9 protein-coding genes are annotated in these 13202 nt (G+C 69.5%); 6 read left to right on the plus strand and 3 right to left on the minus strand.

Features of this window, described 5'->3' with window-relative positions; genetic code table 11:
* Positions 1-248 precede the first annotated feature (248 nt).
* The 4 genes from ACN469_RS33280 (at position 249) to ACN469_RS33295 (ending at position 3723) form a co-directional block, all read left to right on the plus strand.
* On the plus strand, positions 249-1538 hold the full coding sequence (locus ACN469_RS33280; RefSeq protein ID WP_498774577.1) for a metallophosphoesterase: 1290 nt from the start codon (positions 249-251) through the stop codon (positions 1536-1538).
* A 34-nt stretch (positions 1539-1572) separates the two neighbouring features.
* Entirely contained in the window at positions 1573-2244 is a 672-nt protein-coding gene (gene sitA6 / locus ACN469_RS33285) for a SitA6 family polymorphic toxin lipoprotein (protein WP_498774579.1), read from the plus strand.
* Positions 2245-2252: 8 nt separating this feature from the next.
* Entirely contained in the window at positions 2253-2972 is a 720-nt protein-coding gene (gene sitI6, locus ACN469_RS33290; RefSeq protein WP_498774581.1) for a SitI6 family double-CXXCG motif immunity protein, read from the plus strand.
* Between the two features lie 109 nt (positions 2973-3081).
* Positions 3082-3723, plus strand: coding sequence for a TetR/AcrR family transcriptional regulator (locus tag ACN469_RS33295; protein ID WP_498774583.1), 642 nt, complete (start codon positions 3082-3084; stop codon positions 3721-3723).
* Positions 3724-3833: 110 nt separating this feature from the next.
* Here ACN469_RS33295 and ACN469_RS33300 read toward each other — a convergent pair whose 3' ends face one another.
* On the minus strand, positions 3834-8351 hold the full coding sequence (locus ACN469_RS33300) for a lamin tail domain-containing protein (RefSeq protein ID WP_498774585.1): 4518 nt from the start codon (positions 8349-8351) through the stop codon (positions 3834-3836).
* Between the two features lie 209 nt (positions 8352-8560).
* Between ACN469_RS33300 and ACN469_RS33305 the strand changes: the two genes are divergently transcribed.
* Both ACN469_RS33305 and ACN469_RS33310 read left to right on the plus strand, forming a co-directional pair.
* Positions 8561-10180, plus strand: a complete 1620-nt coding sequence (locus tag ACN469_RS33305; protein WP_498774587.1) for a serine/threonine-protein kinase — start codon at positions 8561-8563, stop codon at positions 10178-10180.
* 82 nt (positions 10181-10262) lie between these two features.
* Entirely contained in the window at positions 10263-11114 is an 852-nt protein-coding gene (locus ACN469_RS33310) for an ATP-grasp domain-containing protein (RefSeq protein ID WP_498774589.1), read from the plus strand.
* 4 nt (positions 11115-11118) lie between these two features.
* Here the strand turns inward: ACN469_RS33310 and ACN469_RS33315 are convergent, their stop codons facing one another.
* Together ACN469_RS33315 and ACN469_RS33320 are read right to left on the minus strand one after the other, a co-directional pair.
* Positions 11119-12543 (minus strand): alpha/beta hydrolase, encoded by a 1425-nt coding sequence (locus tag ACN469_RS33315; protein ID WP_498774591.1) that lies wholly within the window; start codon positions 12541-12543, stop codon positions 11119-11121.
* Positions 12544-12573: 30 nt separating this feature from the next.
* Entirely contained in the window at positions 12574-13119 is a 546-nt protein-coding gene (locus ACN469_RS33320) for a hypothetical protein (protein WP_498774593.1), read from the minus strand.
* Between the last annotated feature and the right edge of the window lie 83 nt (positions 13120-13202).

The following is a 13202-nucleotide window of genomic DNA, read 5'->3' on the forward strand; positions in this document are numbered from 1 at the left end:
TTCGCCTCCAGCGCGAGAAGCGGCCGTCCATACCTCGTGTCCTTGGCGGATGAGAAGCGTCGTGCACAGGCACGCTTGCCAGGAGGAGGACGGCGCGTCGGGAAGACCCCGCCCAGGGCAACGGAGTCACACCCGTCCCAGGAGCTTCCTCCACGAGCAGGCAGGCGGAACACACTCGCTGGGTGATTCACGTTTCTTCACGAGGAATGCGTTGCGGTGCGTCGAGAGCGGGAGAGGATTGGGAGCCCATGGACTCACCAGCGCGCTTCATCATCTTCGCGGTCCTCACGAGCCTCATCACCGTGGGGGTCCACATCTACCTGTATCGACGCCTGTTCGCGGACACGTCGGAGGACCGCCGGTGGCGCCGGGTGGGCATGGGGGTGATGACGGTGCTGGGCACGCTGCTGGTGCTGTCCTGGTCCGTGACGCGCTTCCTGCCGCTGGATGCGACGTTCGCCGTGGCCACGGCCGTGTGGATGTGGATGGGCGCGGCGATGTACCTGCTGTTCGCGCTGTGGGGCATTGGCGGTGTGCGCGTCCTGTCGCGGCGGCTGGGGCGACGGGCCTCGGTGGTCCGGGCGGAGGACGTGGGCCTCGTCACGTCACTGGCGGGCACGGGCGCCGTGGCGATGACGCAGGGTGCTGACGGCCCTGGCGACGTGAGCCTGTCCGGTGGCGGCGAGGTGCCGGAGGTGAACGTGGAGCGGCGGCGGTTCCTCGCGCGTGCCACGGCGGGGGGCGCGCTGCTCGCGTCGGGGAGCCTGACGGGTTACGGGATGTGGAACGCGTTCCATCCCCCGGTGGTGAACGAGGTCGCGGTGCGGCTTGCGGGGCTGCCTCGGGTGTTGGATGGCTTCACCATCGTCCACTTGAGTGACATCCACGTGGGCCCTGTCATCCAGCGCAAGTTCATGGACGAGCTGGTGGCGCGGTGCAATGCCTTGCGCCCGGACCTGGTGGCCATCACCGGAGACCTGGTGGATGGCAAGGTCGCGTCGTTGGGGCCCTCGGTGGCGGCGCTGCGGGAGCTGCGCTCCGGGCACGGCACGTACTTCGTGACGGGAAACCACGAGTACTACTGGGACCACGCCGCGTGGTCGGGGGCGTTGGAGGGGATGGGGGTGCAGGTGCTGCGCAATCGGCATGTGCGGATTGGAGACGCGGGGGCTTCGTTCGACCTGGTGGGCGTGGATGACTGGTCGGCGGGGCACACGGGCGCGAAGCAGGGTTACGATTTGGCGGCGGCGGTGGCGGGACGGGAGCCGGAGCGGGCGGCGGTGTTGCTCGCGCACCAGCCGTCGAACTGGCGTGTGGCGGCGGAGACGGGGATGGGCTTGCAGCTCTCCGGACACACGCACGGGGGACAGTTTTTTCCGTTCACGCTCGCGGTGTCCGCCATCTGGGAGCACGACGCGGGACACTTCGAGGAGGGCGGCAAGCACCTCTACGTCAGCCGGGGCACGGGCTTCTGGGGGCCGCCCCTGCGCGTGGGAGCGCCTCCGGAAATCGTCAAGGTGACGCTGCTGGCTGCCTGAAGACAGACGGGCCGGGGCGATAGCCTCCGGGGTCATGAGGAATCTCTTCGCGGTGTGGCTGTCGTTGGCCGTCGTGTCATGGCTGGGCTGTTCCGCTGTCGGAAAACCGCCGGTGCAGGAGGCGTGGGAAGCAGCGGAGCAGGAGTGCGACGACCCTGGGGAAGACCAGTGCGTCGCCCTGCTGTGCCTGGAGGACGCCTGCGGCTTCTACCGCTGCGAGGACGTGCCGGGAGAGATTGAGTTGGCGCGCTTTCCTCCCGCGCGCCCGCCCGCGGCCGCCGCTGCACCGGGAAGTGGCCCTCGGAGGAACTGGGGTGGGGCACAGAAGCTTCCTCCTGGTGCCGTCATGACGTTCCCCAACTGGAACGGCGCGCCCACGGAGGTCATCCCGCCGTCACGTCAGCTCACAGCGGGACGATGGGAGAAGCACCACATCTTCCCGCAGCAGAGGGAGCTCAAGGAGTGGTTCGAACGCCAGGGCGTCAAAATCCACCACTACACCATGCCCATTCCACGTGACCTCCATTACCGGATTCACAATGTAGGAGGCCAAGGTGGCCAGTGGAACCAGGCCTGGCGCGACTTCAAGGACGCGAACCCATTGGCCGCGCCCATCGAGATCTACAAACACGCGGGGGAACTCATCCATCGCTTCCAGCTCATTGGCGGCCCCGTTCAGCCGTACTATTCCCGACCCGGAGCGTGAGTGAGTCCATGAGTCGATTCTTCTGGATGCGGGAAGACAGGGCAGTAGCGAACCAATACGGCGGGGAGGCCCACGGCTCGCACAAGTGGGGCTTGCCCGGCGCGAGTTGCTCCACGTGCGGTGTGACCTGGAGCGGAGCCGGGCATTACTTCCCGAGCTTGGACCTGTCGCAATTGCCAGAGCACCGCGAGTTCGAAAAGGCCCGCCCCGAGTCTTTCGCGGAGTTCGTGCGCCTGCGCGAACTGGTACGCCCCCTGGTGGCTTCGGATGCGCAACTTCCACCCGGGACAGGCTTCGGCCCGCTCGTTGGAACCGCCTTCGGAAAGTTCCCTGCCTTCGGATGGATCATCGACGTGCTGCTCGTTCACCAGGAGGTGGTGGAACAGCTCCAGGCGGAGAACCTACGAGGCGTCCTTGCGTGCCCGACAGCCCTGCGGTTCCGCCAGAAGAGCCCACCAGCACTATCGGAGCTTCAGATAGCGGCCCGTGGTCGCCTGCATCCAGATTGCGTCCCCCTGGACGTGCCACCACCGTGCCCGACCTGCGGCCGACACGCGTTCAGGAGACCCGAAGAGCCCATCCTGGACGCGGCCTCCCTTCCTCCCGACCTGGACCTGTTCCGGGTGGGCAACTTCGCGACGATGGTCATCGGCACGGAGCGCTTCATGGAGGCCGTGCACCGCCTGGAGCTCACCGGCATCACCTTCCACGAGCTGCCGACACGCTAGAACGTCGTCCAGGTGACGCGGCTGGCACGAAGCCCTCTCGTCTGGAGTTCCTCCGTCCAGAGAACGAACCCAGGTGTGGCCACCGGCCTGGGGTATGGTTTTCGGCGCCATGAACAAGGAACCGGCGAAGAGAGAGCTGAAGCAGGAACGCTCGGCACGCACGCGCGTGGACATCCTCGAAGCCGCCATCACCCTGTTCGCGAAGCGGGGCTTCCTGGCGACGACGATGGCCGACCTGGCTCGCGCCATCCGGATGACGCCTGGCGCGCTGTACTGGCACTTCCCCACGAAGGAGGACCTGCTGCTCGCCGCCATTGATGAACTGCACCAGCGCTACGTCGATGCCTTCGTGGACGTCATCAGTGAGTACCGCAGCCTGTCCGCGCGCGAGCAACTCCAGGCCTTCACCCGCCGCACGCACCACTTCCTGGGCGAGCATCGCGAGTACGGCATCTTCTTCGGCATGCTCGCGGCCGAAGCGGCGGACTCGAATGAGCGGGTGGCCGAGGCCATCCGCGAGAAGCTGGGCCTGTACGCCAAGATTCTGAGCGGCATCCTCCGCCACGGCCAGAAGACCGGCGAGTTCCGCCAGGACATCGACACCGAGAAAGCCGCCCATGGCGTCTTCGGCAGCTACCTGGGCGCGCTGATGTACCAGAACCTCTTCCGAGCCACGCTCGGCTACGACCCGATGGCCTCCGCGCTGGACCTCCTGCTGACGGACGGCACCCTGGCGCGCACCAAGCCGTAGCGCCCACCAGCACAACACCACGTCGCCGCGACCTCCAGAAACGACTCGGGCGGCCCCCCATCTCCGCGGGAGCCGCCCAAGTCCTGTCTCACCCTGTCACGCGGTCCGAATCACGGAGCCGCGGGGAACTCGTTCTTCCGTCCCGGGGTGAGGAGGGTGGTGAACCGGAAGTCATCCAGGTTGTCGTTCGTGTCGGCGCTCTCCGGGCTGCGCGACAGCGAGCCCTCCACCGTGTCGACGTCAATCAGCGCCGACGTGCTCCTCGGCCCCTCCAGCAGGTCGAACCGCTTCGTGTTCGCCACGCCGCTGATGGTGGCCTGCAGCACCGACCCCTCGTAGGCGAGCGAGTCGATGAGGGTCTCCGTCGCTCCGTCGAAGAGCCCGACAGCGTCCGCCGAGGGGCTGGCGTTGGTGCCACCGTTCTGGAGGGCGGTCGTCGACAGCAACGTCTTCACGCCCGTCTGACCCGCGAGCGGGTCGATGACCAGCGCGGGGCCCACCACCAGGTACTCCCCCGCCGCCAACGAGCCGACGCTCGACAAATCAATCTTCGCGTAGCTCGCCGGCGTCGCGCTGGCGCCATTGACGTAGACCAGGAACACGCCGCTCAGGGAGAGCGGACCCGCCGTGGGGTTGTAGAGCTCCACGAACTCCTTCGTGTCCGTGCCGCGCTGGTCGTAGTCCACCTCGTTGATGACCAGGTGGTTGATGGCCGGACGCGGCACCGTGGTGATGGCAGCCGTCTTCGTCACGCCCTCGTACGTCGCGGACATCGACCCGGTCAGCGCCTCGGTCCCCGCCGTGAAGAGCACCTGCGCGCTCGTCTGGCCTTCCGCCACCGTCACCGTGGCCCCGGGCAGCGTCCCCAGGCCGGTGGCCGGCGTCAGCGCCAGGTTGACGACCGCGCCACCGACGCCAGCCCTGCGGTCCAGCGTCACCGTGAAGGTCTGCTTCGCGCCCATGTAGACCGACACCGTCGCGGGCGTCAGCGTGGCGAGCTGCGCGGGCGGCGGCGTCACCGTGACGGCCGTCGACCGCTGCACACCGAGCAGCGACGCGGACACCGTGCCCGCGCCCTCACCCTGCGCATCCGCGGTGAAGAGGAACGTGGCCTCCGTCTGGCCCGCGAGCACCGTCACCGTGGCCGGCACCGTGCCGAAGCGCGTGACTCCAGCGCCAGGAGTCGCAGCCAGCGCCACCGCGAGGTCCGCCGTCGGCGCCGAGGTCAACGTCAACCGGAACTCCTGCGTCAGCCCGTAGCGGACCTCCACCGGCCCGGGGGGCGTCATCGTCAGCAACCTCGGAGAGACCAGGTCCACCGTCACCGTGGAGCTGTCAGTGCTCGCGCCCAGCTCCGCCGTCACGGTGCCCGTGGGGCCCGTGGCCGCTTCGTCGACGGTGAGGGTGAACGACGCCTGCATCGCGTTCGTCGCCACCGCCAGCGTCCCGCCCGGCGTCAGCGTGCCGAAGCCCGTCGTCGGATTCACGCCCAGGCCGATGCTCGTGCCCGCGGGGGCCGGACGGTCCAGGTCCACCGTGAAGGTGACCGAGCCCCCCGGCACCACCGTCGTATCGGACGGCGTCAGCCCCACAATCGCGGGCTGCTCCGTCGCGCCCAGCACCCGGAACGATGCCTGGCGCGTGGTGCCTCGCAGCGACGCGGTCAGCGTCACGTTCGCCGCCGCGGCCAGCGGCTCCACCTTCACCTCCACCGCGCTCTGGCCCACCGGCACCGTCACCTTCCCGTCGACCACGCGCAGCGCGCTGCTGTCGCTGGAGGTGATGATGACGTCGAGCGCCTCCGTATAGGTGCCCGACAGCGTCACCGTCAGCGCCTGCGGGAAGGTGCTCACCGAGCCCGTCTCGCCCAGGCGCACGTACCCGCCCGGCCCGAAGCCCGCCAGCGACGGCATGGGCGGCTTCATGTCCGCCACGTTGCGCGGCAGGATTTTGGAGTCGTTGAAGTTGAACGTCAGCACGCCGCGCAGCACACCGAACCGCGTGCCCAGCGTCGGGTCCGCGTAGGTGTACGCCATGTCGTCCACCATCAGCCCGGTCTGGGACGTATTGCCGCTCTCGTTGACGAAGAACTGCTTGAAGGTGTCCACCGTGCTCGTGGTGCTGACGTCGTACACCTCCACCAGCACGCCCTCGAGCGCCTCGGCCCTGGGGCCGCCCGTGCGGACGTGCGCCGTGGTGACGGGCACCGGCGCCGGCAGCGCGTTGCCCGTGCTGCGCCGGACGTACTTCACGTCCACCAGCTCCGGCAGCCCGTTGTAGACGGTCAGCGTCGCGGTGGTGATGTCCAGCCGGTCTCCCACCGCCAGGTCTCCCTTGGGCGAGTACACGTAGACGCCCGAGTTCTCCACGCTCGTGCCCGAGGGCAGCGGGTGCACCTGCAGCCAGTAGCCCTCCACCGTCGCGGCGCCCTTCACCACGCCCGTGACGATGACGTCCGTCAGCGACACCGGCCGACCCTCCAGCGGCAGGCGCCCATCCTCCCGAGTCTTCAGCGCATGGATGGTGGACGGGCAGCCCAGGTAGCCCGGGTTCGGCGTCGCGGCGCACACGTCGCAGACATCGCCCTTGCCGTCCCCATCCTGGTCCGCCTGGTCCTGGTTCGACATGAACGGGCAGTTGTCCTGCCACGTCGGGAACCCATCCTGGTCGTCATCGCCCACGACGACATGCGTGCACGCGGAGGTGTTCGCCGCCAGCGGGCACGGGTCGCACGCGTCGCCCACGCCGTCGTTGTCGGAGTCGGCCTGCTTGCCGTTGTCCATGGGACGGATGGGGTTGAAGATGTTGGGGCAGTTGTCGATGGAGTTGCGCAGACCGTCACCGTCCGGGTCATCCACCTTGCTCTCACCGGAGTAGACGTTCGAGCCGCGCACCGACGCCGGATAGTCCGGGTTGTTGGAGATGCGGCGGGGCACGCACACCGGCTCGCCCTGCGGGACGCCGCAGGCGAACAGCGGGTAGCCCACGGGGTTGGCGGTCTTCAGCGCCTCCAGGTTCTTGCCAATCTCCGACTGGAGACAGACGGACTTGGCGGTGCCGCACACGTCCATCGCGTCACAGGCCTCCGCGCTCGCCTTCAGCGCGCCCACCAGCGTCTGGTCACCGTAGAGGGCCTTGCCAGCGCGCATCGTCAGCACGACGTCCGCGGGCTCGGCGGTGATGACCGCGCGGTGCGGCGAGGTGGCGTGGGTGCGCAGCGAGTAGATGGCCACGTCGCCCAGCTTGCCCGGCGCCAGGCGGCCCACGCGGCCCTGGATATCCACCGCCTCCGCGGCGTTGGCCGTCGTCATCTTCCAGAGGTCCACGTCGCTGAACGTCCGGGCGAACTGCGCGGTGTTGAGCGTGTCCGCGCACTTCAGCTCGCGCAGCATGTTCATCGAGCCGGACTGCGCCCAGTCGGTGCTCAGCGAGATGCTCACGCCCATCCGCTTGTACGCGGACACCATCGCGGTGTCGCCGTACAGCGTGAGGTTGGAGCGCGGCGACCAGATGAGCGCCGTGCCCCGGTCCGCCATCAGCGCGATTTCGCGCGCCGTCATCGCGATGCCGTGGATGAGCGTCGTGCGCGGCTGCAGCACGTCATTGGGCGCCACCGACACGCAGCGAATCTCGTTGTAGGCCTCGGCGTTGATGCCCTCGCCCAGGTGCGGCAGGTAGGCGGCGACCTTGGACAGGCTCGAGGTCCTCGGCATCCTCGCGTAGGTACAATCCTCCGTCCGCAGGTCCGCCTCCTGGTCCCCCAGCGGATAGGTGTCATTGACGGCGATCCACGCGTCCAGGCCCTCCTGACGCGTCGCCGGGACCTGGTCCAGGTTGCGCAGGAGGCCCGCGGCGCCGCCCACGCCCGCGATGGACGTGGTGCCCGCGAGCAGGTGGCGCAGCTCGATGAAGCCCACCGAGTCCGCCGCGGAACGGGTGCTGTTGGCGACGCGCGTGTGGTTGCGCAGGCCCCGGTACCAGTCCAGCCGGTGCTCGAAGCGCTCGTCCGTCCACGCGTAGGGACCATTCTGGAAGGTGATGTGCTCGTGCGGGTTGATGAGGCCCGGGGAGATGACACCCGTGGGGCACGAGATGTGGGTGGCCTCGGCCGCGCCGTCCTCGGCGGAGCAGTCACACGCCGAGCAGGTGATGACGCCCTGGGGGTTCACCAGCACCTGGCCGCCCATCAGCGTCTCGCCGTCCTTCAACACCACGCCCGTGAAGAGGCGCCCGTTGTCGCCGGCCTTCGTCACCGCGCACGTGGCCCCATCCGCGAGCGGGGGGACGTCCGCCGCCGCGCAGCGGGTCAGCGTCAGCGAGCAGTTCGCCTGACAGCCGTCACCGTCCGTCGCGTTGCCGTCGTCGCACGTCTCCACGGCCTCCAGCTTGCCGTTGCCACAGACGGGCTGCTCCACCGTGGGCGTCGTCGTACAGTCCGCGTCGCAGCCGTCGCCGCTGACCCTGTTGCCGTCGTCGCACTGCTCGCCGTCTTCCTTCGCGTTGTTGCCGCAGACAGCGGGGGCGACGCAGCTCGCACCCTCACATTCCGGCTCATCGCGCGAGCAACCAACGTGGGACAACAACACCGCGGCGAGCGCGGCCAGCAGCAAGCGAGGGGACTTTCGCATCTCGTGGGTCTCCCGGGGACACAGGCCTGGGGTGTGACGGCTGGTCCTCGACACGCGCGGAGAGTAGCCCGTGAAACATTTCAGCGACAGGAGACCCCAGGGCCCCTCCCCAAAATCCTGTGGTCAAGCCGACCCCACGAGGGGGATGCGGGCTGGCAGGCTTGGGAGGACGTGTCGGGTTCCCAGGTTTTTGTAGAGTGGGACAACCGATGACCGTGCACACCTTGACGAGCCCCGTCTCCCGCTTCCTCGACGGCCACCTACGACGCGATGCGCAGGCCCGGGAGCTGTCGGTGGCGCGCTTCATGGCGGGCCTGTCGGGCGCCTCGGTGCTGGTGGCCGCGGCGCTGGGGCCCTCCATTGGCTGGGGGCTGACGCAGGCGCTGATGGGGTTGTCCGCGGTGCTGGCGCTCTACTACACGGCGCTGTGGCGGGTGCTGCGCTCGGGCGCGTTCCATCCGGCGATTCCGTGGCTCAACGTGGCCATTGAGGTCAGCATCCCCGCGGTGGTGCTGGCGTTCGACTTGCGCTTCCAGGGGCCCATCTACGCGCTCACCGCGCCCACGCTGGTCATCTGGCCCACGCTGATTACGCTCGCGACGCTGCGCAGCAACCCCCGGCTGGCGCTGGCGGCGGGCCTCCTCGTGGCGGCCGAGTACCTGGGCATCTACTTCCTCTTCGTCCAGCCGCTCTTGCCGGAGTCGGCGCTCATCACGCTGACGCCGCGCTTCATCGCCACGCGGGCGTTCTTCTTCGTGGCCGCGGGCGTCTTCACGGCGACGCTGGCGCGGCACTTCCTCCAGCTCACGCGCGGGGCGCTGTCGGCGCTGCGCGAGCAGGAGGTCATGGGCAAGTACGTGCTGCACGAGCGCGTGGGCGCGGGCGGCATGGCGGAGGTGTACCGGGCCACGTACTGCCCGGAGGGTGGCTTCCAGAAGCAGGTGGCCCTCAAGCGCATCCTCCCCTCGTTCGCGGACGACGACGAGTTCGTCACCATGTTCCGCAGGGAGGCGGAGCTGTGCTCGTCGCTCAACCACCCCAACATCGTCCAGGTGTTCGACCTGGGGCGGCATGGCGGCACGTACTTCCTGGCAATGGAGTTCGTGGACGGGATGCCGCTCAGCACGCTGATGCGGGGGCTGGCGCGCAGGCCGCTGCCGGTGGCGGCGGTGACGTTCCTGGGCGCGGAGCTGGCGTCGGCGCTCGACTACCTGCACCGCCGCACGGGCCCGGACGGACAGCCGCTGCGGCTGGTGCACCGGGACCTCAACCCGCCCAACGTGCTGGTGTCGCGCTTCGGTGACGTGAAGCTGTCGGACTTCGGGATTGCGCGGGACTCGGCGCGCTCGCAGCTCACCGCCGCGGGGAGTGTGCGCGGCAAGCTGGGCTACATGGCGCCCGAGCAGGCGGCGGGCCGGCCGTTCGATGGGCGCGCGGACCTCTTCGCGCTGGGGCTGACGCTGCACGAGGCCCTCACGGGGCGGCGTGCGTTGCAGGGCTCCACGCAGGAGGCGCTGCTGCGCGCGACGCTGGACCAGGAGCTGGCGCCGCCCTCGCACTTCAACCCGGAGGTGTCACCGGCGCTGGACGCGGCGGTGATGGGGTTGCTCGAGAAGCGGCCGGAGCAACGCACCGCCAGCGGCGCGCTCCTGCGACAGCAGCTGCTCGCGGTGGACGGCGAGGGCGCGCCGTATCCCCGAGGCCAGGCGCTGCTCGCGAACGCGCTGCGCGAGGCCCAGGCGCGCAACCTTCAGGACAAGGCGGACAAGGCCGGAGAGGCCTCCGGACAGGCGCCTCCACGGGCACCCGCCACCGCTCGTCCGGCCTGACGCGCGGCCCCCTCGAAACCCCTGCGCCCGTGACGCCTTCGCGCTAATCAGGGCGCGCACGCCTCACCGGGAGCGACACACCATGGACGTGGCCGTCCTCACCTTTGCCGACCTGCCGGAGCTGGACGCCTACGACGCTCCCCTGCTCCCCGCGCTCAAGGCGCTGGGATTGGATGCGCGGCCCGTCGTCTGGGACGACCCGACGGTGGACTTCCGCACCGTGCGCCTGGCCGTCGTGCGCACCACCTGGGACAGCCACCTGCGCCGCGACACCTTCGTCGCCTGGGCCCAGAAGGTGGGCCGCCTCACGAAGCTCCACAACCCCGCCGACGTGCTGCGCTGGAACACGCACAAGTTCTACCTGCGCGAGCTGGAGGCCAAGGGCATCCCCGTGACGCCCACCGTCTGGGTGGAGCGCGGCGGCACCCTGGACGTCGCTGCCCTCATGAGGTCGCGCGGCTGGGACACCGTCGTCCTCAAGCCCGCCGTGTCCGCGGGCGCGCTCAAGACGCACATCCTCCCGCGCTCGGAAGCAGCCACCGCCACGGCCCTGGTGACGGAGCTGGCCGCCGGGTGCGAGCTGATGGTGCAGCCCTACCTCACCGCCTTCGAGACGGAGGGCGAGCGCAGCTACATCTCCTTCGACGGCGCCTTCAGCCACGCGGTGCGCAGGCCGCCCACGCTCAAGTCCGCGCCCCGAGGCTTCGCGCAGCCCACCGTCTTCACACCCGACAACCGCGAGGAAAGCCGACTGGCGGAGCGCGTGCTCGAGGCCATGGGCCCACCGCTGCTCTACGCGCGCGTGGACGTGGCCACGGACAACGAGGGCGTCACGCGCCTGCAGGAAGTGGAAGTCACCGAGCCCTCCCTCTTCCTGTCCCTGGACACCGAGGCCCCGGGCCGACTGGCCCGCGCCATCGCCTCCAAGCTGTGAAGCCCTAGAGGCCGCACTCCTTCGTGTCGGTGTTGCGGAACACGCACAGCAGCTTCGGCAGGCGCTTCTTCCAGAAGAACCAGTCGTGCTGCCCGCTCGGCTCATGGACGTGGGCCACGTCGTAGCCCCGGCTCTTCAGCGCCGCGAGGAACTGGAGGTTGGACTGACAGTCGTCGGAGCCCTGCTCTCCGTCGCCCGTGCAGCCCGTCGCGGGCGAGCCGTGGTCCACGTAGAAGCGCACCGGCACCACCGGCTCCTGCCCCGCGCGCACCACCATGGCGTTGCCGTCGTCCCGGTCCACCTCGCCGTCGTGCGGCCAGAACAGCGTCCCCGACTGCGTGCCCACGAAGCCGAACTTCTCCGGGGACTGGAAGCCCGCGTACACGGAGATGAGCCCACCCAGGGACGCGCCGAAGATGCCCGTGTCTTGCGGCCCCTTCTTCACCCGGAGACCCGCCTCCACGCGCGGCATCAAGTCGTCCTTCAGGAAGGCCAGGTACTCGTCGCCCTTGGGCACAGGCCAGCCCGGCGCTCGCGCGGGCGAGAAGGTGTACTGCGCCAGCCGCACGTCCTGGTTGGGCAGCGCCACGAAGACGAGCACCGCCGCGTCCTGGGGCCGCGCCTTGTAGTGCGCGTCCGCCGCGTCCACGAAGGACTCGCGGGTGATGCTCTCGTTGCCGTCGTGCACGTACATCACCGGCAGCGTCGGGCACTCCGGGCCGTCATACGACGGCGGGGTGTAGACGAACACGTCGCGCGCATCATCGAGCACCGTGGCATGCACGCCGTACCAGGCAGTGAGCCGGCCCTTCGTCGCGTCCTGCGCATCCGGATAGACGAGCGAGTTGAACTGGCCCACCGCGTTGCGGTTGAGGCGGTCCCACACCACGTTCTTCGCGCGCGGGTCCTCGACGAAGCTGCCGCCCTTCACCAGCTTGTAGGGATGCGGCCCCGTGCGCGGGATTTCCACCTCCGCGACGAACAGGTCCGTGTCGCGCACCTGCGTCAGCTGCGTGGCGGTAGGGGACCACTCGTTGAAGTCGCCGGCCACGAACGTGTCGCGCGCGGCGTCGCCCCGGACGAAGAAGACCACCCGCTGCCGGCCGGAGCTCGCGTCGCTTACCAGCGGCGTGCCGCCTTGCGCCTGCACATCCGCGACGAACTGGTCGATGGCCGCCGTGCGGACCTCGGGCGAGGTGGCGCGGCTCATCGCGAGCTGCAGGCCCACCCACAGGGAGATGGGCGCGCCGCGCACCACGGACGAGCGCTGACAGGCCCAGCTCTCCGGTCCCGAGCCGGCATCCGGTGAGACGCCCCCATCCGGATACGACTGGGTGAAGGGAGGGGGCCGCACGTACACCGAGCCCTCGGAGTCATCACACGCGGACAGCAGCGTCGCGCACAGCAGGACGGCGGACAGACGGCGCATCAACGTCTCCAGGGACTGGACGAATCGGCGTCAGGGCTGCGGCTTGGCGGCGGTGGCGGCGCCGGGCGCCGTGAACTCGCGGCCCCACAGCCGGACCTTCGCGACCTTGTCGGCCTCGCCGTCGAAGAAGACGCTCGCCTTCACCTTCACCGAGGGCGGCACCTTGATGGAGTCCGCCGCCTGCCCCGGAGAGCGCGCCTGGAGCGGCGTGGCGAAGCCGTCCTTGTCCAGCAACTGCGCGCCTCCTCCCTCCTGGAGTCCGAGCAGGTGCAGCGGCTCCGCCGTCTTGTTCGTCACGGCCAGCACCACCTCCACCCCGCCCCCGCTGGACGCCTTCACCTCCAGCACGGACAGCTCCGTGTTGGCGTGGACCTCGTCGGCCGCGGACAGCGTGCGCGAGCCATCCGTGCTCACCGCGCCCTTGCGGCCTTCCTTCATGCCCTCCACCACGCCACTGCCGGCGCCCTTGGCGACCTCCACCGTCTTGCCCACCACCGCGGCCGTGACGTCCTTCGCGGTTTCGCCCTTGCAAGCAGGGACGAGGAGCAACAACGGAGCGAGCAGCAGGCGGCGCATGGGACCTCCAGACGAATGTGGGCGCGGGTGTACTACAGGCCCCCGCCCGGGCGCGAGAGGGGCCTCCCCCGCCTGGCTTCCGA

It is taken from the genome of Corallococcus terminator, from assembly GCF_049194865.1.
In the GTDB taxonomy this organism is placed as follows: domain Bacteria; phylum Myxococcota; class Myxococcia; order Myxococcales; family Myxococcaceae; genus Myxococcus; species Myxococcus terminator_A.

Bases quoted from the DNA above. Each gene is read 5' to 3' on its own strand.
- ACN469_RS33280 (WP_498774577.1), top strand. From the start codon at position 249: ATGGACTCACCAGCGCGCTTCATCATCTTCGCGGTCCTCACGAGCCTC.
- sitA6 (WP_498774579.1), top strand. From the start codon at position 1,573: ATGAGGAATCTCTTCGCGGTGTGGCTGTCGTTGGCCGTCGTGTCATGG.
- sitI6 (WP_498774581.1), top strand. From the start codon at position 2,253: ATGAGTCGATTCTTCTGGATGCGGGAAGACAGGGCAGTAGCGAACCAA.
- ACN469_RS33295 (WP_498774583.1), top strand. From the start codon at position 3,082: ATGAACAAGGAACCGGCGAAGAGAGAGCTGAAGCAGGAACGCTCGGCA.
- ACN469_RS33300 (WP_498774585.1), bottom strand. From the start codon at position 8,351: ATGCGAAAGTCCCCTCGCTTGCTGCTGGCCGCGCTCGCCGCGGTGTTG.
- ACN469_RS33305 (WP_498774587.1), top strand. From the start codon at position 8,561: ATGACCGTGCACACCTTGACGAGCCCCGTCTCCCGCTTCCTCGACGGC.
- ACN469_RS33310 (WP_498774589.1), top strand. From the start codon at position 10,263: ATGGACGTGGCCGTCCTCACCTTTGCCGACCTGCCGGAGCTGGACGCC.
- ACN469_RS33315 (WP_498774591.1), bottom strand. From the start codon at position 12,543: ATGCGCCGTCTGTCCGCCGTCCTGCTGTGCGCGACGCTGCTGTCCGCG.
- ACN469_RS33320 (WP_498774593.1), bottom strand. From the start codon at position 13,119: ATGCGCCGCCTGCTGCTCGCTCCGTTGTTGCTCCTCGTCCCTGCTTGC.